Origin of the sequence: Neorhizobium petrolearium (genome assembly GCF_029854435.1) — a bacterium.
In the GTDB taxonomy this organism is placed as follows: domain Bacteria; phylum Pseudomonadota; class Alphaproteobacteria; order Rhizobiales; family Rhizobiaceae; genus Neorhizobium; species Neorhizobium petrolearium.
Map to the genome: position 1 here is coordinate 1,392,404 of NZ_CP123000.1, position 22,065 is coordinate 1,414,468.

20 protein-coding genes and 3 tRNA genes are annotated in these 22,065 nt (G+C 60.1%); 19 read left to right on the top strand and 4 right to left on the bottom strand.

From position 1 onward, the window contains the following. The first annotated feature begins 76 nt into the window (after nucleotides 1-76). From QEO92_RS07085 to QEO92_RS07115, 7 genes are all read left to right on the top strand, one after another. Entirely contained in the window at nucleotides 77-1,579 is a 1,503-nt protein-coding gene (locus QEO92_RS07085; RefSeq protein ID WP_227702592.1) for an ABC transporter substrate-binding protein, read from the top strand. Between the two features lie 61 nt (nucleotides 1,580-1,640). Further along, nucleotides 1,641-2,483, top strand: coding sequence for an alpha/beta fold hydrolase (locus tag QEO92_RS07090; RefSeq protein ID WP_037149973.1), 843 nt, complete (start codon nucleotides 1,641-1,643; stop codon nucleotides 2,481-2,483). Between the two features lie 196 nt (nucleotides 2,484-2,679). After that, nucleotides 2,680-3,033 carry an ArsR/SmtB family transcription factor gene (locus tag QEO92_RS07095; protein WP_037149968.1) on the top strand — a complete coding sequence of 118 codons (354 nt, stop codon included), beginning with the start codon at nucleotides 2,680-2,682 and terminating at the stop codon, nucleotides 3,031-3,033. Then, nucleotides 3,030-3,557: an arsenate reductase ArsC gene (locus tag QEO92_RS07100; RefSeq protein WP_037149964.1), complete on the top strand. Its 528-nt coding sequence runs from the start codon at nucleotides 3,030-3,032 to the stop codon at nucleotides 3,555-3,557. Before QEO92_RS07095 ends, QEO92_RS07100 begins: the two co-directional genes overlap by 4 nt. Continuing rightward, nucleotides 3,554-3,988 carry an arsenate reductase (glutaredoxin) gene (gene arsC / locus QEO92_RS07105; RefSeq protein WP_227702593.1) on the top strand — a complete coding sequence of 145 codons (435 nt, stop codon included), beginning with the start codon at nucleotides 3,554-3,556 and terminating at the stop codon, nucleotides 3,986-3,988. Before QEO92_RS07100 ends, arsC begins: the two co-directional genes overlap by 4 nt. A 49-nt stretch (nucleotides 3,989-4,037) precedes the next feature. Further along, the gene (gene arsB / locus QEO92_RS07110) at nucleotides 4,038-5,111 is read left to right on the top strand and encodes an ACR3 family arsenite efflux transporter (RefSeq protein ID WP_037149959.1); all 1,074 of its coding nucleotides are present in this window, start codon (nucleotides 4,038-4,040) and stop codon (nucleotides 5,109-5,111) included. 168 nt (nucleotides 5,112-5,279) lie between these two features. Continuing rightward, nucleotides 5,280-5,744, top strand: coding sequence for a hypothetical protein (locus tag QEO92_RS07115; RefSeq protein ID WP_227702594.1), 465 nt, complete (start codon nucleotides 5,280-5,282; stop codon nucleotides 5,742-5,744). 7 nt (nucleotides 5,745-5,751) lie between these two features. Here the strand turns inward: QEO92_RS07115 and QEO92_RS07120 are convergent, their stop codons facing one another. The 3 genes from QEO92_RS07120 to QEO92_RS07130 all read right to left on the bottom strand — a co-directional run bounded on the left by QEO92_RS07120 (nucleotide 5,752) and on the right by QEO92_RS07130 (nucleotide 8,986). Then, on the bottom strand, nucleotides 5,752-7,056 hold the full coding sequence (locus QEO92_RS07120; protein ID WP_037149953.1) for a UDP-glucose dehydrogenase family protein: 1,305 nt from the start codon (nucleotides 7,054-7,056) through the stop codon (nucleotides 5,752-5,754). 230 nt (nucleotides 7,057-7,286) lie between these two features. Beyond that, complete coding sequence (gene cysQ / locus QEO92_RS07125) at nucleotides 7,287-8,072, bottom strand: 3'(2'),5'-bisphosphate nucleotidase CysQ (protein ID WP_037150268.1); 786 nt, start codon at nucleotides 8,070-8,072, stop codon at nucleotides 7,287-7,289. A gap of 5 nt (nucleotides 8,073-8,077) precedes the next feature. Next, entirely contained in the window at nucleotides 8,078-8,986 is a 909-nt protein-coding gene (locus QEO92_RS07130) for a TrmH family RNA methyltransferase (protein WP_037149950.1), read from the bottom strand. Between the two features lie 204 nt (nucleotides 8,987-9,190). Between QEO92_RS07130 and QEO92_RS07135 the strand changes: the two genes are divergently transcribed. From QEO92_RS07135 to tuf, 3 genes are all read left to right on the top strand, one after another. After that, nucleotides 9,191-9,275 (top strand) — tRNA-Tyr (locus QEO92_RS07135). A 25-nt stretch (nucleotides 9,276-9,300) separates the two neighbouring features. Continuing rightward, nucleotides 9,301-9,374 (top strand) — tRNA-Gly (locus tag QEO92_RS07140). Between the two features lie 267 nt (nucleotides 9,375-9,641). After that, on the top strand, nucleotides 9,642-10,817 hold the full coding sequence (gene tuf / locus QEO92_RS07145) for an elongation factor Tu (RefSeq protein WP_037154426.1): 1,176 nt from the start codon (nucleotides 9,642-9,644) through the stop codon (nucleotides 10,815-10,817). A 97-nt stretch (nucleotides 10,818-10,914) separates the two neighbouring features. Here the strand turns inward: tuf and QEO92_RS07150 are convergent, their stop codons facing one another. Continuing rightward, a complete protein-coding gene (locus QEO92_RS07150) occupies nucleotides 10,915-12,213 on the bottom strand; it encodes a capsule biosynthesis protein (protein ID WP_227702595.1) in 1,299 nt (432 codons plus the stop codon). A gap of 163 nt (nucleotides 12,214-12,376) precedes the next feature. Here QEO92_RS07150 and QEO92_RS07155 point away from each other — a divergent pair, with 163 nt between their 5' ends. The 9 genes from QEO92_RS07155 to rpoB all read left to right on the top strand — a co-directional run bounded on the left by QEO92_RS07155 (nucleotide 12,377) and on the right by rpoB (nucleotide 21,908). After that, complete coding sequence (locus tag QEO92_RS07155; protein ID WP_227702596.1) at nucleotides 12,377-13,771, top strand: capsule biosynthesis protein; 1,395 nt, start codon at nucleotides 12,377-12,379, stop codon at nucleotides 13,769-13,771. A 113-nt stretch (nucleotides 13,772-13,884) separates the two neighbouring features. Next, nucleotides 13,885-13,960: transfer RNA gene (locus QEO92_RS07160), tRNA-Trp, on the top strand. Between the two features lie 199 nt (nucleotides 13,961-14,159). Beyond that, nucleotides 14,160-14,360, top strand: coding sequence for a preprotein translocase subunit SecE (gene secE, locus QEO92_RS07165; protein WP_037151073.1), 201 nt, complete (start codon nucleotides 14,160-14,162; stop codon nucleotides 14,358-14,360). 16 nt (nucleotides 14,361-14,376) lie between these two features. Beyond that, a complete protein-coding gene (gene nusG, locus QEO92_RS07170; protein ID WP_037151067.1) occupies nucleotides 14,377-14,907 on the top strand; it encodes a transcription termination/antitermination protein NusG in 531 nt (176 codons plus the stop codon). Between the two features lie 176 nt (nucleotides 14,908-15,083). After that, on the top strand, nucleotides 15,084-15,515 hold the full coding sequence (gene rplK / locus QEO92_RS07175; protein ID WP_037151064.1) for a 50S ribosomal protein L11: 432 nt from the start codon (nucleotides 15,084-15,086) through the stop codon (nucleotides 15,513-15,515). 1 nt (nucleotide 15,516) lies between these two features. Beyond that, a complete protein-coding gene (gene rplA / locus QEO92_RS07180; RefSeq protein WP_037151061.1) occupies nucleotides 15,517-16,212 on the top strand; it encodes a 50S ribosomal protein L1 in 696 nt (231 codons plus the stop codon). A 343-nt stretch (nucleotides 16,213-16,555) separates the two neighbouring features. Further along, nucleotides 16,556-17,074, top strand: coding sequence for a 50S ribosomal protein L10 (rplJ, locus tag QEO92_RS07185; protein ID WP_037151056.1), 519 nt, complete (start codon nucleotides 16,556-16,558; stop codon nucleotides 17,072-17,074). A gap of 57 nt (nucleotides 17,075-17,131) precedes the next feature. After that, nucleotides 17,132-17,515: a 50S ribosomal protein L7/L12 gene (gene rplL, locus QEO92_RS07190; RefSeq protein ID WP_037151054.1), complete on the top strand. Its 384-nt coding sequence runs from the start codon at nucleotides 17,132-17,134 to the stop codon at nucleotides 17,513-17,515. Nucleotides 17,516-17,768: 253 nt separating this feature from the next. After that, nucleotides 17,769-21,908 (top strand): DNA-directed RNA polymerase subunit beta, encoded by a 4,140-nt coding sequence (gene rpoB, locus QEO92_RS07195; protein ID WP_037151050.1) that lies wholly within the window; start codon nucleotides 17,769-17,771, stop codon nucleotides 21,906-21,908. The last annotated feature ends 157 nt before the right edge of the window (nucleotides 21,909-22,065 follow it).

Genomic DNA, 22,065 nt, shown 5'->3' on the forward strand with positions numbered 1-22,065 from the left:
GGAAAGACCGTTCCTTGCGGATGCACATAACGGCATGAAAAAGAAAGACATTCGAGAAACCAGAAGGAGACGGAACATGGACAGGAAAATGATATCTGCGGCGATTGCCGCCTTTTCGCTGAGCGCCCTGATGTCGACCACGGCGCTGGCCGAGGGCAAGACGCTGACGATCGGCATTACCAATACGATCAACACTTTCGATCCGCATATGACGGCATCGGTCGGCACCGACCTGAGCCTGCTCAGCCATATCTATCCGTCGCTCGTGCTGCGCGCGCCGGACATGAAGATCGTGCCCTCGCTGGCCACCGAATGGAAGAGCGTTGACGACCTGACCTGGCGGATCACGCTGCGGTCGGACGCTACGTTCAACGACGGAGAGAAGATCGATGCGGAAGCGGTGAAGTGGAATTTCGACCGCGTCCGCGACCCGGCGCTCAACGCCCGCATCAAGGCGTGGTTTGCGCTGATCTCCGACGTCAAGGTCATCAGCCCGACGGAGCTGGAGATCAAGACGAGCGCGCCCTATCCGGCGATGATCGAGCAGCTCTCGATGTTCTTCCTGCTTCCGCCGAAATGGGCGGCGGAGCACAAGCCGGCAACCGAGACGGCGTCGGGCGGTCCTTACGTGCTGAGTTCCGTCAAGCCGGGCGAAAGCTTCACGCTCAATGCCAATCCGCAATACTGGGGCGATAAGCCTGATTTCGATCAGGTTGTCATCCGTGTCATCCCCGAACCGGCGAGCCGCGTCGCGGCCCTTCTTGCCGGTGAAGTCGACTTCGTGAACTCGATCCCCACCACCGAAATCCAGCGCATCAAGGACAATGGCAGCGCCCAGGCCGGCGCCGTGCCGAGCACGCGCACCGTGTTCATCAAGTTCAACACGACAAAGCCGCCGCTCGACAACAGACTGTTCCGGCAGGCCCTCAATTACGCCGTCGACAAGGAAGGCATCGTCAAGGCCATCTTCAACGACCAGGCCGAGATCGCCCGTTGCGAAGTGATGTCGAAGACCTATTTCGGCTTCAACCCGCACCTGAAACCTTATCCCTATGATCCGGACAAGGCGGCCGAACTGCTGGAGCAGGCAGGCGGCGCCCCTTCCGAGCCGATCGAGTTCGATGTTCCGAGCGGAACCTATCTCAACGGCGGGGAGGTGGTGCAGGCCGTCGCAAGCCAACTCGAGGAGATCGGCGTCAAGACAAAGATCGTCGAGATGCAGTTCAGCGCCTACATGGACAAGTATCTGAAGACGAAGGATCTTGCCCCCTTGAGCCTGCTCAGCCAGGCTTGGCCGACGATCGATGCCGACGGTCTCCTGACCTTGTTCGCGCCGGGCAACATGTACGCCTATTGGGATAATGCAGATTTCGGCAAGGCGCTGGCGGACGGCCGTTCGACCATGGACAAGTCCAAGCGCCAGGAGGCCTACAAGAAGGCGACCGAGGTAATGTGCGATGAAGCGCCTGCGCTTTTCCTCTACACGCAGCCGGCAACCTTTGGGCTTTCCAAGCGCATTACCTGGACGCCGCGCGGCGACGATTGGGTCCGCGCCTTCGACATGAAGCCCGCCAACTGATGATCCGGCATCCCGCGCTTGCACGGCGCGGGATGCCTTCCTGCCAGATCGAGGACAATCCATGCCGACAGTGACCCTGAACAACGCCACCTTCGTTTACGACGATATCGGTGATCCGGATGCGGAAGCCATCATCGCACTTCATGGCGGACGCGGCATCGGCGATCGGCGCGGCGAATTCAACGCCTACAAGCCGCTGTCGGACAACTACCGCCTGATTGCCTACGACCAGCGCGGATGCGGCGAGACCAGCCTGACGCCGCCCTATACGTTCGAGCAATTGGCAGATGACGTCGAAGCCTTTCGCGTGAACCTGTGCGGCGGCCGCAAGATCATCCTGGAGGGAGGTTCTTTCGGCGGCATGATCGCGCTGACCTATGCCGTCAAATATGGGCACAACCTGTCCCGGCTGATCCTGCGCGGCACGGCGGCGAGCTATCATCACGAGGACGACGCTATGGTGGTGTTCAAGGAGCGCCTCCACAAGGCGACGAGCGCCTCGCTTTCGATGCTCGACAAGATGTTTTCCGACAAGGTGAAGGACGATACGGAGCTTCGTCTCATCTGGCTCGCCCTGCAGCCGCTCTATTATGAGAAGTTCGATCCGGATGCCGCGCTGGAACGGACCCGCACCATGCACCTGCATGCGGAAACTCATAATGCGCTCTTCAAGGAACGGCTCTACGACCTGCGTGATCGCCTCAAGGACATCCCTGTGCCGACGCTGGTTATCTGCGGTGCGGAAGACTGGATCTGCCCTCCCAACCATTCCCGGTTGATCGCCGAGCGGACCCCCAGGGGCGAGCTTCTCGAAGTGCCGGGGGCGAACCATGCGGTGCATGCTGAAGCAAATGGCGTTGTCGTTGCGGCAATACGGGAGTTTCTGGAACGGACCGCAGCCTGAAGGGGCAGGTTTGATGGCCTCCCATCCATGGTGCGAAGCGGCGAGGGGCGGTATCGCCGCCAGCTGCGATCTTACTCAGGATCGCCCACATCATGTCAGCTGAGAGACGACGGAGTTAAACTGGACAGAAGCGAGCTTCGCACCGCTCTTGTCGATATTCCATTGACTTCATCCATATATCGAGTAATCTGGATATATGGAACAGGAAAAAGCCATTCTCGCCCTTGCGGCGCTGGCCCAGCCGACGCGGCTTCAGGCCTTCAATCTGCTCGTTCAGCACGAACCGCTCGGGATTCCTGCCGGCGACGTCGCGAAAATGCTGGCCGTGCCGCAGAACACCATGTCCTCGCATCTGAGTGTCCTTGCCCGTGCCGGCCTCATCCATGCCGAGCGAAGGAGCCGGTTGATGGTCTACAGGGCCGACATCGCCGCGCTGCGCGATCTGACCTTGTACCTTGTCAAGGACTGCTGCGGCGGCAGGGCTGAACTCTGCGAACCGCTGATTGCCGAACTTTCCCCCTGTTGCCCTCCGCAGAAGGTGTCATCATGACCAAGACCACATTCAACGTGCTTTTCCTTTGCACCGGAAACTCCGCCCGTTCGATCATCGCTGAAAGCATCCTGAAGAAGGATGGTGCGGGAAAGTTCAACGCGTACTCGGCCGGAAGCTATCCGAAGGGGCAGGTTCACCCGCTCGCAATCGAGACGCTTCAGGGGCATGGCTATCCGACCGAAGGCCTTCGCTCCAAGAGCTGGGATGAATTCGCAGTCCCCGGTGCGCCGGAACTCGATTTCGTCTTCACCGTCTGCGACAACGCTGCGGGCGAGGCGTGCCCGGCATGGCCTGGCCAGCCGATGACCGCCCATTGGGGGCTGGAAGATCCTGCCGCCCTGGAAGGGACGGATGCGGAAAAGCGCGTCGCCTTCGGCCAGACCCTCCGTTACATGAAGCTCCGCATCGCAGCCTTTGCCGCGCTTCCGGTCGAGAGCCTGGAGCGCATGAGCCTGACCACGAAGCTCCGCGAGATCGGCCAGATGGAAGGCTCCACGTCGAAGAGGGCTGACGTCGCATGACCGAACCGATCGACATCGTCATCTATCACAATCCTGATTGCGGGACGTCACGAAACACACTCGCAATGATCCGGAACGCCGGCATCGAACCGCACGTCGTCGAATATCTGAAGACGCCGCCGAGCCGGGCATTGCTGATGCAATTGATCGCGCGAATGGATATCCCTGTCCGGGATCTTCTGCGCGAAAAGGGCACACCTTATGCCGAGCTGGGGCTCCAGGATGAAACCCTGACCGACGAGCAACTCCTCGACGCGATGATGGAGCATCCCATCCTGATCAACCGCCCGATCGTGGCATCGCCGATCGGCGTCAAGCTCTGCCGTCCATCGGAAGCCGTGCTGGACATTCTTCCGATGCCTCAAAAAGGGGCGTTCGCCAAGGAGGATGGCGAAGCCGTCGTCGACGCGGAAGGCCGCAGGGTTTCCTGACCCGGCTCCCGCCGCCGTCACCCCGAACTTTTCAGAAAGAGGCTTTGCCATGCAGCCCGCTCGCCCTACGATACGTCTTTCGTTCCTCGACCGCTATCTGACGGTCTGGATATTCGCCGCCATGGCTCTCGGGCTGATCCTCGGCACGGTTTTCGAAGGCCTGCCGGCCTGGCTGAACAGCATGTCCATGGGCACGACCAATATTCCGATCGCGATCGGCCTCATCCTGATGATGTATCCGCCGCTCGCGAAGGTTCGCTACGAGGAACTGCATCAGATCTTTGCCGACAAGCGGATCCTCCTTCTTTCCCTCGTCCAGAACTGGATCATCGGTCCGGTGCTCATGTTCATTCTGGCCGTCGTCTTCCTGCGCGGCTACCCGGAATACATGACCGGACTGATCCTGATCGGTCTTGCGCGCTGCATTGCCATGGTGCTCGTCTGGAACCAGCTCGCGCGCGGCGACAACCAGTATGTCGCGGGTCTGGTCGCCTTTAACTCTATCTTCCAGATCCTGTTCTTCAGCGTCTACGCGTGGTTCTTCCTCTCTTTCCTTCCGCCATTGTTTGGGCTGGAGGGCAGCGTCATCGACGTCTCGTTCTGGACGATCGCAGAAGCCGTCCTCATCTATCTCGGCATCCCGTTCCTGGCGGGCTACCTGTCGAGACGCATCCTGACAGCTGTCAGGGGCAGGGAGTGGTACGAGAAGGCGTTCCTTCCGAAGATCAGCCCGATCACGCTGGCCGCGCTTCTTTTCACGATCGTTGCGATGTTCAGCCTGAAAGGCGGCGACGTCGTCCGGCTGCCATTCGACGTCGCGCTGATCGCCATCCCGCTGACCATCTATTTTCTGGTCATGTTCACGGTCAGCTTCTTCATGGCGAAGACGATCAATACGGATTATCCGCGGACCACCGCAGTCGCATTCACCGCAGCCGGAAACAACTTCGAACTAGCGATCGCCGTCGCCATCGCGGCCTTCGGTCTCGCGTCGCCGGTGGCCTTCGCCGCTGTCATCGGTCCATTGGTGGAAGTGCCGGTCCTGATCATCCTCGTTCAGTTCGCGCTGTGGATGGGCAGGCGCTACTACGGCTCTCAGATGGATCGTGTCCCCGCCGAGTGACATCGTGGCATTCAGGCGGGACCTCTGCAGTCGATTGACAAGGGCCGGCAAAATTCTCACCATCCCGACATGCCGTGCCGACAATGTGAACTTATCAAATACGCGACCAGTTCCTCGCCTTTTGCAAACCTAGCAGGACCGTTCATCTACGTACTGTTTTCCGAATGCGTGGCCCGCAAGGCTCATGCTCTCGACCCTGCGGCATATGTCTTCAAACTCGGGTTCTCCGGTGGCGGGCAGGACCGGTTTCGTTCTCTGATCGAGGGATGGCGCTACAAGGGCGGGAGCACTGCACCGCTTGGCAACTGCAGGAACTGGGTGTCTATCGGCGTCTGGAAGATGAAGACGGCTGAGGCATTCGAGCGCAAGTTCATCAAGGTCGCAGTCGAGCGCCACCGGATTCTCCAACCTCACGTCTATCTTGATGGGGAAAGACCGATCGAACAGCCCCGCTCCAATGGCGAGACCGAAATCTACTGGTTCAACGACCAGGATTTCGTGGACCTGCCGCTCTATCAGGACCGGGTATGCACCGAGGAGCGGGGAAATTTCGCCGCGCTCCAAGGCATGTTCGATGCCATCAGGGAGCGCGGCGACAAATTTAGGGCGGAACTGGCCGTCCCGAAGAAATAGGCTTCTGCTATTTCACCTTTCCGACGCCGGAATAGGTGAAGCCGTGAGCTTCGACTTCCGGCCGACGATAGACATTGCGCAGGTCGACAAGGATCGGGGTCTTCATGACGGACTTGAGGCGCTCAAGGTCGAGCGCGCGCAATTCGTTCCATTCGGTGACGAGAACCGTGACATCGGCGCCTTCGGCGGCCTGATACGGACCGCTCGCAAACTCGATCTCCATGAGCTGTTTGGCGTTTTCCATGCCTTCAGGATCGTAGCCGGAGACGATCGCGCCCGCATCCTTGAGCGTCTGCACGACGGCGATTGCCGGGCTGTCGCGCATGTCGTCCGTATTGGGCTTGAAGGTCAGTCCCAGCACGGCCACCTTCTTGCCCCGAACGTCGCCGCCGGCAGCGGCGATCACCTTGCGGCCCATGGCGCGCTTGCGGTTGTCGTTGATGGCAATCGTCGTTTCGATCAGGCGGACAGGGCTGTCATAGTCCTGCGCGGTCTTGGCAAGCGCCAGCGTATCCTTCGGGAAGCATGAGCCGCCATAGCCCGGGCCAGCATGCAGGAACTTCGAGCCGATGCGGCCGTCGAGGCCGATGCCGCGGGAGACATCCTGCACGTCGGCGCCGACACGCTCGCAGAGATCCGCCATCTCGTTGATGAAGGTGATCTTCATCGCCAGGAACCCGTTCGCGGCATATTTGATGAGTTCCGAGGTGCGGCGGCTGGTGAAGAGGAGCGGCGACTGGTTGAGGTAGAGCGGCCGGTAGACTTCCGTCATCACCCCACGGGCGCGCTCGTCGGAAAGGCCGACGACGATACGGTCCGGGCGCTTGAAATCCTCGATGGCGGCCCCTTCGCGCAGGAATTCCGGATTGGAGACGACGGCGAAATCCGCATCCGGATTGGTTTCCCGGATGATCCGTTCGACCTCGTCGCCGGTGCCGACCGGTACTGTGGATTTCGTGACAACCACGGTGAAACCCCTCATCGCTGCGGCGATTTCGCGCGCTGCGGCATAGACGTAACCAAGGTCGGCATGGCCGTCGCCGCGGCGGGACGGGGTACCGACCGCGATGAAGACGACGTCGGCGTCGGCGACTGCCTGACCGAGATCGGTGGTGAAGGAAAGGCGCCCCGCCTTGACGTTCGATTCGACCAGCGCGTCCAATCCGGGCTCGAAGATCGGGATGACGCCTTTCTTCAGCGCCTCGATTTTTTCCACGGCTTTGTCGACGCAAACCACATCATGTCCGAAGTCCGCAAAGCAGGCTCCCGAAACCAGGCCGACATAACCCGAACCAACCATCACAATACGCATTTGCAATCCTCATCACGGTCGAGCAGAACATCTGCCCTGATTTTAAGCTTTTCCTACCGCATCCAGCTTTTATTGCAACGCATCATTCAGAGCAGGATTAATTCCACTTGGATTCCTGCCGATCAACTGAAACTGCATTTGCCGGCGCAGCGACGTCCTTGGCCGGACATCGACCGGCTATATGACTTTGATATGAAAGCCTTCGACGGGTTGTTCATAAGCGTGACCGGCTAGCAGGGGTTCTGACGTCTGCCCCAGGCGATGAAATCGGGATTGGCAAAATCCGCCATGCCGGGTTGTCCGGTCTTGCCGTAGCGGAGCGGTTCTCCATTAAGGTCCAGGGTCGATCCGCCGGCCGCACGCAGCACCGCATCGCCGGCCGCCGTATCCCATTCCATGGTTCGTCCAAAGCGGGGATAAAGATCGGCAGCCCCTTCCGCAAGCAGGCAGAATTTCAGTGAAGAGCCGATAGAGCGGATATCCGATGCGCCGGACTGCTTGAGGAAAGTCTCTGTTTCGACGGAACCGTGGGAGCGGCTCGCGACGCAGACCGGGGGCGTTTCGACGGGCCGGGCCGAAATCCGCTGTCGGCTGCTGGTCAGGTCATCGCCGACGATGAGTTTCATGGCGCTCCCATGTCCGCCGAGATAGGCGACATGCAGAGCGGGAGCATAAACCACTCCGAGCACAGGCTTGCCTTCTTCGATGAGGGCGATGTTGACGGTGAAATCCTTGTGTCTGTTGATGAATTCCTTTGTCCCATCAAGCGGATCGACCAGGATGAAGGAGCGGCCTTCGATCGAAGGCACGCGACCTGCGGCCACTGATTCCTCCGCGATCACCGGAATGTCGGGACAATCCCTGGCGAGTTCGGCGAGGATGATCCTCTCGGCTTCCTCGTCCGCCTCGGTGACCGGCGAGCGATCGGCCTTGTAACGAGTATCCGGTCCCGCCCTGTAGATATCCAGGATGGCCTTTCCCGCAAGAAACGCGGCTCTTTCGAACGTAGCCAGCATGGACATCACGACGCCCTCGAAGCGTTTGAACCATTCACGGACAGTCGGACGAGGTGCTGGCGTGTGGCATAAAGGGCGATCGCGGCCGCATTGGAGACGTTGAGCGATTTGATTGCGCCGGGCATGTCGAGCCTAGCGAGCGCCGACACGGTCTCGCGGGTCTTCTGGCGCAATCCCTTGCCTTCCGAGCCGAGCACGAGTGCAATACGGTCACCGACAAACGTGTCTTCAAGCGGAGCGGGGCCCTCCGAATCGAGCCCGATCGTCCGGAAGCCGAGCTGGTGCAGCGCGCCGATCGCATCGGCGAGGTTGGTCACCTGTATATAAGGTATGAGTTCGAGCGCGCCGGACGCCGATTTGGCGAGGACACCGGATTCGGTCGGGCTATGTCTCTGGGTGGTGATCACCGCGCCGGCACCGAAGGCCACCGCCGAACGCATGATCGCGCCGACGTTGTGCGGGTCGGTCACCTGGTCGAGAACGAGAAGCAGCGGGCTATCCTTCAGTGCCTCCAGCCTGCGAAGCGGCAAAGGCCGGGTTTCCAGCATGACGCCCTGATGGATGGCCTCCGGGCCAAGCACCCCGTCGATATCCTGCGGCGAGACGAATTCGACCGGGAAGGGAAGGGCGGGCGCTTCGCCGATGTCGAGACGAGCGAACGCGTTCTGTGTTACCGACAGCTTGATCAACTCACGCTCGGGGTTGTCGAGCGCGGCGCGCACGGTATGCAGGCCGTAAAGAAAGACCTGATCCGGCTGAAGCTGTGGCGGCTTCCAGTCCTTGTTGGATTTCTGCCGCCTCTGCGGCGGCATCGGGATTTCGCCGCGGTCGCGCTTGGCGTCGCGCACGGCGCGCCTCAGCGTGGCATAATGGCTGTCGCGGCCGGATTTGTCTTGTTTGCTGTCCTTGCTCATGGCGCTTTATAGCGACGCCGATCCGTTCGGCAAAGCCCCCGCGTGGTCGAGGTCCCTGTGCATAGCGGTCGTTTTTTTCGTCATTTTTCCAAAAACCTCGTGTTGACAGACGGGAGCGGGGCAGTCATATACGCGGCGCAGATCGCGGGGCACCGAAAGCACCTCGATCTGACGAGCTTGGTCAGTAGATCCAGACGGAAAACTGGAGGGATGCCCGAGTGGTTAAAGGGGACGGACTGTAAATCCGTTGGCTCAGCCTACGTTGGTTCAAATCCAACTCCCTCCACCATTCTGTCGCCGGATCGGACCACCCCGCGGGTATAGCTCAATGGTAGAGCAGCAGCCTTCCAAGCTGAATACGCGGGTTCGATTCCCGCTACCCGCTCCATATCTTCTCCGATGCATCCCTTTAAGTGCGGTTGTTTTGTCGGACCATGACGCCCGCTTTCCCGGGCGGCAATGTCGATTGTCATGTGGCGTCCTGAATGACGTTGCGGTATCGCCAAATCCTGAGGCAGTTCTGCGGGGATTTTTCGTGTTCCCCTTGTCCGGCCGCGCGTCGCAATTATGTCTTGCGCATTCTTATGGAAAGCCTTAAACGGCGACACCAAACCCGGGCGCCGGGTCCACCTCTTATGTTCACAGGAAGCATTCAATGGCAAAGAGCAAGTTTGAGCGGAATAAGCCGCACGTCAACATTGGCACGATTGGTCACGTTGACCATGGTAAGACGTCGTTGACGGCAGCGATTACGAAGTATTTCGGCGAGTTCAAGGCTTATGACCAGATCGACGCCGCGCCGGAAGAGAAGGCTCGCGGGATCACGATCTCGACGGCGCACGTTGAATACGAGACGCCTGCGCGGCACTATGCGCATGTCGACTGCCCCGGCCACGCCGACTATGTTAAGAACATGATCACGGGTGCTGCGCAGATGGACGGCGCGATCCTGGTTGTTTCGGCTGCCGACGGCCCGATGCCGCAGACGCGCGAACACATCCTGCTGGCCCGCCAGGTCGGCGTTCCGGCGATCGTTGTGTTCCTGAACAAGGTCGACCAGGTTGACGACGCCGAGCTTCTCGAGCTGGTCGAGCTGGAAGTTCGCGAACTTCTGTCGTCCTACGACTTCCCGGGCGACGACATCCCGATCATCAAGGGTTCGGCGCTTGCTGCGCTTGAAGACAGCGACAAGAAGATCGGCGAAGATGCGATCCGCGAGCTGATGGCTGCGGTTGACGCATACATCCCGACGCCGGAGCGTCCGATCGACCAGCCGTTCCTGATGCCGATCGAAGACGTGTTCTCGATCTCGGGCCGCGGTACGGTTGTGACGGGCCGCGTCGAGCGTGGCATCATCAAGGTCGGTGAGGAAGTCGAGATCGTCGGCATCCGTCCGACGACGAAGACGACCTGCACGGGCGTCGAGATGTTCCGCAAGCTGCTCGATCAGGGCCAGGCCGGTGACAACATCGGCGCGCTGCTGCGTGGTGTCGACCGCAACGGCGTCGAGCGCGGCCAGATTCTGTGCAAGCCGGGTTCTGTGAAGCCGCACAAGAAGTTCAAGGCGGAAGCCTACATCCTGACGAAGGAAGAGGGTGGCCGTCATACGCCGTTCTTCACCAACTACCGTCCGCAGTTCTACTTCCGCACGACGGACGTGACGGGCATCGTGACGCTGCCGGAAGGCACGGAAATGGTGATGCCGGGCGACAACGTGACGGTCGACGTCGAGCTGATCGTGCCGATCGCGATGGAAGAGAAGCTGCGCTTCGCCATCCGCGAAGGCGGCCGCACCGTCGGCGCCGGCATCGTCGCATCCATCGTCGAGTGATCGGCGGCGACATTGGAATAAAAAGGGCCTCGCCGGAAACGGCGGGGCCTTTTGTAATATAGGGCCGGCTTTAGTCGGCAACCGGATCGGCCGTGCATCAGCTGGATGGAAAGAGTTCGCTCTCGTAACGAAAGAAAGCTGCGTCGCGCGGTTTGCGGAAGGCAAGCGGAAGTCTGTCTTCTGTTTCCATGAGTCGGCCGGCGACATTGTCCACCCCGGCCCGGATCGCTTCCCGGCCTATGAAGCCGCCGCGAACCTGCGTGGTGGCAGCAAGCGCCCGGTTGAAGACGTCGAGCAGGTCCGGGTCCGGCGGTGACGGCCTTTGCCAGAAGGCGGCAAGGCTGTCCTGAAAGGTCAGGCCCGGCACGTCGTAGATCGCCGAGCCCAGCGCGATCACCGGCTTTCCCGCCGAAAGTGCCGTCAGCCCCACGGTGGAATTGATCGTTACGACGCCGGTGGATTTTTCGATCAGCATGTTCGTATCTCCGCCATCCGCGACGAATACGCGCGCGGCCGCGCCGTGTCGTTGCGCGGTTCTGCCGATCCGGTCGGGCCAGCCCGACAGGCCGTTGTCGATCGGATGGACTTTAAAGAGCAGCCGGCTTCCGGCAGGCGCAGATCGGGCGAATGAGGCAATGGTCGCATCGACGAGCCTGAAGAGGTCGCCGCCCGGTGCCTGTCGGCGGATCTGGTAATCGCCGGGCAGTTGCAGAGGAAACAAAAAGAGGCCCGCATTCCCACCGGTTTCGGGAGTGAGGAATGCCGCTATCGCCTTTTCCGCCGCCCGCCGGCGCTTGCGCCCCGTCAGGGCCTTCAGGATCCAGCCGCCGTATTCGATCACCGGATGGACAGGCCCATGCGTCCGGTAGTTCGGATGCACAAGCCAGCCAAGGAGGACGTTCGGGATATGGAAGGCGAGGTCGTAAAGCGCATAGGTGAGGAAGCTCGACCGGTAGAGGCCGCCGGATGAAATCGCCGGCTCCCTCGCAGCCAGCGCCTCGATCTCGCCCGGCTCGTGCGGAAATCGAGAGTGGGCCGACATGCCGTCCGGTTCGATCGTCAGCCAATCGGGCCTGAGATAGCCGTGTTCAAGAACATGGACCCGCAGTCCTTCCCGGATGCCGGTCTCCGCCGCAACCGCATGGGCGGCTCGCCCATCACCCAACATGACAATGTCTGTGACATTGTGATCACGGATGTAGCAATTGAGATACACCGGCCATTCATTCTCCGGGCCGCGAAAGAAGTCGCTTTCCCTCGGCCACCAAAACACCACATCCCCGAGGCAGAAACTTATCTTTCGGACGGAAGCGCCTTGTTTTTCAATCGCTTCCGCCAGGAGCCGGAGGAATGGCGAGGCCGGTCCCTGCAGGAACAGGAATATACGTGGGGTCATGTAGCACAACCTGTGGAAGAGATCGGGCGCGTTTGGTTTGGCATTGACGGAGGAACTGCCATGGTCAAAATACCGCTGAACATTCATCGACAAGTCCGTTATCGAAATTGCCTTATAAACGAGTCCTGCGCTTAATGGAGCCTCCAGCAGCAATGGCTACCGAATGACCAAAGTCCTCTTTCTGCAGGGACCTCCATCGATTTTCTGGCGCGAGCTGGCTGATGCGTTCGAGGCGCAGGGTTTCCAGACGAAGCGGGTGAACTTCTCGCTGGGAGACCAGCTTTATTGGCGCAAGCGGGGCGCGATCAACTATCGCGGGACCTTGCGGGCCTGGCCGCGCTATCTGGCGGATATGATTCGCCGGGAGGGGATTACCGACATCCTCTATTACGCCGATCGGCTTCCCTACCATCGTCTCGCGGCACGCGTCGGCCGAAAGCTCGGCGTGCGCTGTCATGCGGTGGAGTTCGGATATCTGAGACCCGATTGGATTACGATCGAGCGGAATGGGATGGGGCGATTTTCTCATTTCCCAAGCGACCCGGATCATATTCGGCGGATCGCGGCGCAAGTGGACACGCCTGATCTGCATGCCCTTTACGGCCACACCTTCGGCCAGGAGGCGGCCAATGAAGTCGTCTATAACCTTGCGGCCTATTTCGGTCGGCTGATGTTTCCCTTCTACCGCGCAGACAAATATTATGACCCGCTTTTCGACTACCTCTCCTGGGTGCCGCGCATGTTCAGGGCACGCCACGACCTGCCGGAAGGTTTCTTCGACGACAAATTGAAGAAGAACTATCTTCTTGCCCTGCAGCTCCAGAGCGATTACCAGATCCGCGCAAATTCGCCCTACCGGCACCTGTCGCAGATGCTGGAACAGGTCATTCAATCCTTTGCGCGCCACGCACCCGAAAATGGCCGGCTGGTCGTCAAGCAGCATCCGCTGGACAACGATCTGGAAGGGTGGCGCAAGGTCGTTGCCCGTCTTGCGGAACGTCACCGCGTGCAGGGCAGAGTGATTTTCATTGAGAAGGGCAATCTGTCGGCCATCCTGCGGGATAGTCACGGTGTGGTCGTCGTCAATTCCACGACGGGATTGCACAGCCTTCGGGCGGGCATTCCGACCATTGCGCTCGGTGCTGCGATCTACGACGTACCTGGCCTGACCCATCAGGGAGGTCTTGACAATTTCTGGCGCCACCCGGAGCCGATCGATAAGCGGCTTCTGGCTGATTTCATCAAGGCCCTGGCCGGCAGCGTGCAGGTGAAGGGCAATTTCTATCACAAGGCCGGCCGCAAGCTGGCTATCGAGGCAATCATCGCCCGCGTTTCCGGCGGACTGGTCAATCAGCCGGACGCTTATGTGGAAAGGCCGCCGCGGCTTTCCTGGCGGCGTCTGCCGCTGCTGCCCGAAAGGGGAGCGCAATCATCAGTGACAGGGGCGAGCGGCTACGATCTGCCGGGCAAGGAAATTCTCGCGACCGGGGGAGGGCAGTCGCTTTCTCTTGCGCGATTTACCGAAGCTTCCGACGCGAGCAACAGAAAGCTGAGATAGAACGCAGGGATATTCAAAAACGCTCTTGCAAAGCGTGACGCATCCCCTTAAAGGGAGCGCCGGGCCTGGTGGCGGGAACCGGACTTTAGAATTCCGCGATCCGTCCTGGTTGAAGGGGTATAGCTCAGTTGGTAGAGCGGCGGTCTCCAAAACCGCAGGTCGGGGGTTCGAGCCCCTCTGCCCCTGCCATTTCCAAGGCGATTGGCGCGGAACATCCGCAGCGGGATTGTTTGGAAATGGTTGCCGCCCAAAGCGGCAAAATTTCATCGGGCACTGTTTTCCCTCTTGTGTAAAGGGGAAGGGGTGTTTATGTAGGGTTCAAAACAGACACGCGGTGCGTGGGGCTGAGCGAGGTCAGCTTTACGCGCCGTAATTGCGTGGGCAATCGATGGCATCCAAAACCAATCCTGTCACGTTTCTGCGCCAAGTGCGCTCCGAGGCGTCGAAAATCCATTGGCCGTCTCGTCGCGAGACTATGATCTCCACGGCTATGGTGCTGGTTATGGTCATTTTCGCTGCGTTGTTTTTCTTCGCTGCAGATCAGCTGATGGGCTGGTTGTTACGTTTGATCCTGAACGTCAGCGTTTGATTCTTGGAGAGTGAAGATGGCGGCGCGTTGGTACATCGTCCACGCATATTCGAATTTTGAGAAGAAGGTTGCCGAGGACATCGAGAACAAGGCTCGCCAGAAGGGGCTTGAGCATCTGTTCGAAAAGATCCTTGTGCCGACCGAGAAGGTCGTGGAGGTCCGCCGCGGCCGCAAGGTCGATTCCGAGCGCAAGTTCTTCCCTGGTTATGTTTTGGTCCGTGCGAACCTGACCGACGAGGCTTATCACCTCATCAAGAATACGCCGAAGGTCACCGGCTTCCTGGGTTCTGACAACAAGCCGGTTCCGATTCCGGATTTTGAGGCTGAGCGCATCCTGGGCCAGGTACAGGAAGGCGTCGAGCGGCCGAAGTCCTCGATCAGCTTTGAGATCGGCGAGCAGGTTCGCGTCTCGGATGGTCCCTTCGCATCGTTCAACGGCATCGTTCAGGATGTCGACGAGGAGCGTTCCCGCCTCAAGGTGGAGGTCTCGATCTTTGGTCGCGCGACCCCGGTCGAGCTGGAATACGGTCAGGTCGAAAAGGTCTGATGAGTTTCGAATTGGGGCTTGCCATTTGCGTGGCGAGCCTTGAGCGGCGTGTGCCGCAAGCGCGTGGGAGGGGTGGCGTCTTTAGCCGGGTGCCTCGACCGAACCACGCAACCGCAGCCGCCGGGCGAGCCCGGCATGTCGGACCGGGCAACGGGTCCATAACGAAAGGCAGAGAAATGGCTAAGAAAGTAGCGGGCCAGCTCAAGCTGCAGGTCAAGGCAGGATCGGCAAACCCGTCCCCGCCAATCGGCCCGGCGCTTGGTCAGCGTGGCATTAACATCATGGAATTCTGCAAGGCGTTTAATGCCGCTACGCAGGAAATGGAAAAGGGTATGCCGATCCCGGTCGTCATCACCTATTACCAGGACAAGTCCTTCACGTTTGCGATGAAGCAGCCGCCGGTCACCTACTGGCTGAAGAAGGAAGCGAAGATCACCTCCGGCTCGAAGACTCCGGGCAAGGGTGCGAAGGTCGGTACGATCACCAAGGCGCAGGTCCGCGCAATCGCCGAAGGCAAGATGAAGGACCTGAATGCGGCCGACGTCGAAGGCGCAATGGCAATGGTCGAGGGCTCTGCCCGCTCCATGGGTCTGGAAGTGGTGGCTTAACATGGCAAAGCTTGCAAAGCGTATTCAGAAGATCCGCGAAGGCGTTGATCCGACCAAGCTCGTTGCCCTGACCGACGCCATCAAGATGGTGAAGGACCGTGCCATCGCAAAGTTCGACGAGACCGTTGAAATCGCCATGAACCTCGGCGTCGACCCGCGTCATGCCGACCAGATGGTTCGCGGCGTGGTCAATCTGCCGAACGGCACCGGCCGTGACGTTCGTGTTGCCGTCTTCGCCCGTGGCGCCAAGGCTGATGAAGCCAAGGCCGCCGGCGCCGACATTGTCGGTGCCGAAGACCTCGTTGAAATCGTCCAGGGCGGCAAGATCGACTTCGATCGCTGCATCGCGACCCCGGATATGATGCCGCTCGTCGGTCGTCTCGGTAAGGTGCTCGGCCCCCGCGGCATGATGCCGAACCCGAAGGTCGGCACGGTCACGATGGACGTCACTGGTGCCGTCAAGGCGTCCAAGGGTGGTGCTGTCGAGTTCCGCGTCGAGAAGGCTGGTATCATCCATGCCGGCGTCGGCAAGGCTTCGTTCGACGCCAAGGCGTTGGAAGAGAACATCAAGGCTTTCGCCGATGCGGTCATCAAGGCGAAGCCGGCTGGCGCGAAGGGCAACTACGTCAAGCGCGTGGCGATCTCCTCGACCATGGGTCCAGGCGTCAAGATCGACCCGTCGACGGTAACGGTCTAAAGCATTCGCCGGGGCTTCGGTCTCGGCTACATGAATTCCCGGCCCTTCGGGGCCGGGAATTTCCGGAGAAATCCGGAATTCCTGTCCGAGATTGCAGGTGGTTTCGACCTTAATCACCTTGCCTGCATGAGACGGGTAAGAGCACGAGTTTTTGAAGGGCGCCGAGGCGCTTTTCGAGTTCGGTTCGAGCCTAGTGTGCCTTGTGCCTGGAACCCGAAAGGGGACAGTGCGAGGGGACAGGATCCTCAAGCGCCGCTTGGGGTCCGAGAAAAAGGATCCCTTGAGGCAAAGGCAAACCCGGTGGGGCCTGCAGGATTGCGGTCCTACCTACTGGAGACAGACAGTGGAAAGAGCGGAAAAACGCGAATTCGTCACGGAGCTGACCGAAGTCTTCAAGGCTTCCGGTTCGGTTGTCGTGGCCCACTATGCTGGTGTCACAGTTGCGCAGATGAACGACTTCCGTTCGAAGATGCGCGCTGCTGGCGGCACCGTCAAAGTCGCGAAGAACCGCCTGGCCAAGATCGCTCTTCAGGGCACGGAGTCGGAAGGGATGTCGGACCTGTTCAAGGGTCAGACGCTCATTGCTTACAGCAATGACCCGATCGTCGCTCCGAAGGTCGTTTCGGATTTCGCCAAGACCAACGACAAGCTCGTTGTTCTCGGCGGTGCCATGGGATCGACCACGCTCAACGCGGAAGGTGTCAAGTCGCTTGCGACCCTGCCTTCGCTGGACGAGCTGCGTGCGAAGCTGCTGGGCATGATCCAGACCCCGGCTACCCGCATCGCAGGCGTCGTTCAGGCACCGGCAGCTCAGCTTGCCCGCGTGTTTTCGGCGTATGCCAAGAAGGACGAAGCCGCTTGAGGCGGTTTTTCGCTGTTCATATCAAACCAGTTCGAACCGAACAAAGGAACTAGTAAAATGGCTGATCTCGCAAAGATCGTAGAAGACCTCTCCTCTCTCACCGTCCTGGAAGCTGCTGAGCTTTCCAAGATGCTCGAAGAAAAGTGGGGCGTTTCCGCTGCTGCTCCCGTAGCGGTTGCTGCTGCTGGCGGTGCTGCCGGCGGTGCTGCTGCTCCGGCTGAAGAAGAAAAGACCGAGTTCGACGTTATCCTCACGGAGGCCGGCGCCAACAAGATCAACGTCATCAAGGAAGTCCGCGCTATCACCGGCCTCGGCCTCAAGGAAGCCAAGGACCTCGTCGAAGGCGCTCCGAAGGCTGTCAAGGAAGCCGTCTCCAAGGCTGAAGCCGCAGACCTCAAGAAGAAGCTTGAGGATGCCGGCGCCAAGGTCGACGTCAAGTAATACCGGAATGCGGTGGGAGAGGGGACGTCTCCTCTCCCGCCGATTTCCACCGAACTGATTACCCAAGAACCGCGAAAACGGTTCTTGGGTAATGGGTTCTCAAGAGGATGGTCCCGAACCGAACCGAGAAGGCAATCCGGCCTGGCGTGTTCGGGAAGTGGGACGAGATTGGGAATACCCATTGATCGACGGGATCGACTGGCCAGCGAACCCCGTCCGTTGCAGGCCCGGATGCAATTTTGAAGGAGCGACGATGGCTCAGACCCTTTCGTTTAATGGTCGCAGGCGCGTACGCAAGTTTTTTGGAAAAATCCCCGAAGTCACAGAGATGCCGAACCTCATCGAGGTTCAGAAGGCATCCTATGACCAGTTCCTCATGGTCGAAGAACCGAAGGGCGGCCGCCCGGACGAAGGTCTGAACGCCGTCTTCAGGTCCGTCTTTCCGATCACCGATTTTTCCGGCGCCTCCATGCTGGAATTCGTGTCCTACGAATTCGAACCGCCGAAGTTCGACGTGGAAGAATGCCGCCAGCGCGACCTGACCTATGCTGCACCTCTCAAGGTGACGCTGCGTCTCATCGTGTTCGATATTGACGAGGATACCGGCGCGAAGTCCATCAAGGACATCAAGGAACAGTCCGTCTATATGGGCGACATGCCGCTGATGACCGATAACGGTACGTTTATCGTCAACGGCACCGAGCGCGTGATCGTGTCGCAGATGCACCGCTCGCCGGGCGTCTTCTTCGATCATGACAAGGGCAAGAGCCATTCTTCCGGCAAGCTGCTCTTCGCCGCCCGCGTGATCCCCTATCGCGGCTCCTGGCTTGATATCGAGTTCGACGCCAAGGACATCGTATTCGCCCGTATCGACCGCCGCCGCAAGATCCCCGTGACCTCGCTCTTGATGGCGCTCGGCATGGACGGTGAAGAAATCCTGTCCACCTTTTACACGAAGTCCGCCTATGAGCGCGACGGCGAAGGTTGGCGAATTCCGTTCGATCCGGACACCTTGAAGGGCGCGAAGGCGCTTTCCGACATGATCGACGCCGACACCGGCGAAGTGGTTGTCGAGGCCGGCAAAAAGCTCACCCCCCGTCTGCTCCGTCAGCTCTCCGAAAAGGGCCTGAAGGCGTTGAAGGCGACCAATGACGATCTCTATGGCACCTATCTTGCCGAAGACATTGTCAACCTGGAAACCGGTGAGATCTACCTGGAAGCTGGCGACGAGATCGACGAGAAGACACTGCCGGTCATCCTGAACGCAGGTTTCGACGAGATCCCGATCCTCGGCATCGACCACATCAATGTCGGAGCCTATATCCGCAATACGCTTGCCGCCGACAAGAACGAGAACCGCCAGGACGCTCTGTTCGATATCTACCGCGTCATGCGTCCGGGTGAGCCGCCGACCATGGAATCGGCGGAAGCCATGTTCAACTCGCTGTTCTTCGATGCGGAGCGTTACGACCTCTCCGCCGTCGGCCGCGTGAAGATGAACATGCGTCTTGACCTCGAAGTCGAGGACACGGTCCGCACGCTGCGCAAGGAAGACATCCTGGCCGTGGTCAAGATGCTGGTCGAACTGCGCGACGGCAAGGGCGAGATCGACGACATCGACAACCTCGGCAACCGCCGCGTCCGTTCCGTCGGCGAGCTTATGGAGAACCAGTATCGCCTGGGTCTGCTGCGCATGGAGCGCGCCATCAAGGAGCGCATGTCGTCGATCGAGATCGATACCGTCATGCCGCAGGACCTGATCAATGCGAAGCCGGCGGCTGCCGCCGTTCGCGAATTCTTCGGTTCCTCGCAGCTCTCGCAGTTCATGGACCAGGTGAACCCGTTGTCGGAAATCACCCACAAGCGCCGTCTTTCGGCCCTTGGCCCGGGTGGTCTGACCCGTGAGCGCGCAGGCTTCGAAGTCCGCGACGTGCATCCGACCCACTACGGCCGCATTTGCCCGATCGAAACGCCGGAAGGCCCGAACATCGGTCTGATCAACTCGCTGGCGACCTTCGCTCGCGTCAACAAGTACGGCTTCATCGAAAGCCCGTATCGCAAGATCGTCGACGGCAAGGTCACCAACGACGTGCTTTACCTCTCCGCCATGGAAGAGGCGAAGTATTACGTCGCGCAGGCGAACGCGCCGATGAACGATGACGGCACCTTTGCCGAAGAGTTCGTCGTTTGCCGCCATGCCGGCGAAGTGATGCTGTCTCCGCGCGACACCATCAACCTGATGGACGTTTCGCCGAAACAGCTCGTCTCCGTCGCAGCCGCGCTGATTCCGTTCCTGGAAAACGATGACGCCAACCGCGCTCTCATGGGTTCGAACATGCAGCGCCAGGCCGTGCCGCTGGTACGCGCCGAGGCTCCGTTCGTCGGCACCGGCATGGAGCCGGTCGTCGCCCGCGACTCCGGTGCTGCGATCGCTGCCCGGCGTGGCGGCGTGGTCGACCAGGTCGACGCGACCCGTATCGTTATCCGCGCCACCGAGGACCTCGATCCGTCGAAGTCCGGCGTCGATATCTACCGTCTGCAGAAGTTCCAGCGTTCGAACCAGAACACCTGCGTCAACCAGCGTCCGCTGGTCGCCGTCGGTGACGTTCTGAACAAGGGTGACATCATCGCCGACGGTCCGTCGACCGATCTTGGTGACTTGGCTCTCGGCCGTAACGCGCTCGTCGCGTTCATGCCCTGGAATGGCTACAATTACGAAGACTCGATCCTGATGTCAGAGCGGATCGTGGCGGACGATGTGTTCACGTCCATTCACATCGAGGAATTCGAGGTGATGGCTCGTGACACCAAGCTTGGTCCGGAAGAAATCACGCGCGACATTCCGAACGTTTCGGAAGAAGCGCTGAAGAACCTCGACGAAGCGGGCATCGTCTACATCGGCGCCGAAGTCCAGCCGGGCGACATTCTCGTCGGCAAGATCACGCCGAAGGGCGAAAGCCCGATGACGCCGGAAGAAAAGCTCCTGCGCGCCATCTTCGGCGAAAAGGCCTCCGACGTCCGCGACACCTCCATGCGCATGCCGCCGGGCACCTTCGGCACCGTCGTTGAAGTTCGCGTCTTCAACCGCCACGGGGTGGAGAAGGACGAACGTGCGATGGCGATCGAACGCGAGGAGATCGAGCGCCTCGCCAAGGACCGGGACGACGAACAGGCGATCCTCGACCGCAACGTCTATGGTCGTCTGACGGACATGCTGCGTGGGCAGATGTCGGTTGCCGGCCCGAAGGGCTTCAAGAAGGGCGTCGAGCTTTCGAATGCCGTGATCTCGGAGTACCCGCGCTCGCAGTGGTGGATGTTCGCCGTCGAGGACGAAAAGGTCCAGGGCGAGATCGAAGCGCTGCGCGCCCAATACGACGAATCCAAGTCGCGCCTTGAACAGCGCTTCATGGACAAGGTCGAGAAGGTCCAGCGCGGCGACGAAATGCCTCCGGGTGTCATGAAGATGGTCAAGGTCTTCGTCGCCGTGAAGCGCAAGATCCAGCCGGGCGACAAGATGGCCGGCCGTCACGGGAACAAGGGCGTCGTGTCGCGCATTGTACCGGTCGAGGATATGCCATTCCTCGAAGACGGTACGCATGTCGACATCTGCTTGAACCCGCTTGGCGTGCCTTCACGCATGAACGTCGGTCAGATCCTTGAAACCCATCTCGCATGGGCATGCGCAGGCATGGGCAAGAAGATCGGCGAGCTGCTCGAAGAATATCGCAAGACGATGGATATCACCGACCTGAAGCGCGAGCTGACGGACGTGTATGCCAGCGAAGCCAAGAACGAAGTCGCCAATTTTGACGACGAGTCGCTGGTAAAGCTTGCAGAGCAGTCGAAGCGCGGCGTTTCGATCGCGACGCCGGTCTTCGACGGCGCGCATGAACCGGACGTTGCTGCCATGCTGACCAAGGCTGGCCTGCATTCGTCGGGTCAGTCGGTTCTGTACGACGGCCGCACGGGCGAAGCCTTCGACCGTAAGGTCACCGTCGGCTACATGTACATGATCAAGCTGAACCACCTTGTGGACGACAAGATCCACGCGCGTTCGATCGGTCCGTACTCGCTCGTCACCCAGCAGCCGCTGGGCGGTAAGGCGCAGTTCGGTGGCCAGCGCTTCGGCGAAATGGAGGTCTGGGCTCTGGAAGCTTACGGCGCCGCCTACACGCTGCAGGAAATGCTGACCGTGAAGTCGGACGACGTGGCAGGCCGTACCAAGGTCTACGAAGCGATCGTCCGTGGCGACGACACGTTCGAAGCGGGCATTCCGGAGAGCTTCAACGTTCTCGTCAAGGAAATGCGCTCGCTGGGCCTGTCCGTGGAGCTCGAGAATTCGAAGGTCGAGCAGGCGGATGGCGGCCAGCAACTGCCTGACGCCGCCGAGTAACGACAAGAGAAGGCGCGCGCTTGGATTGGCGCGCGCCGCTCCCGCCGCTGGCTCCTGCCGGCAGGATCGGGAAATTTTCGCCGCATTCAGCGGCTACGACTACTTAAAGCATCGGACTGCCATTCCCGGAAATAGGGCCTGGGAGTTTGGACAGCAC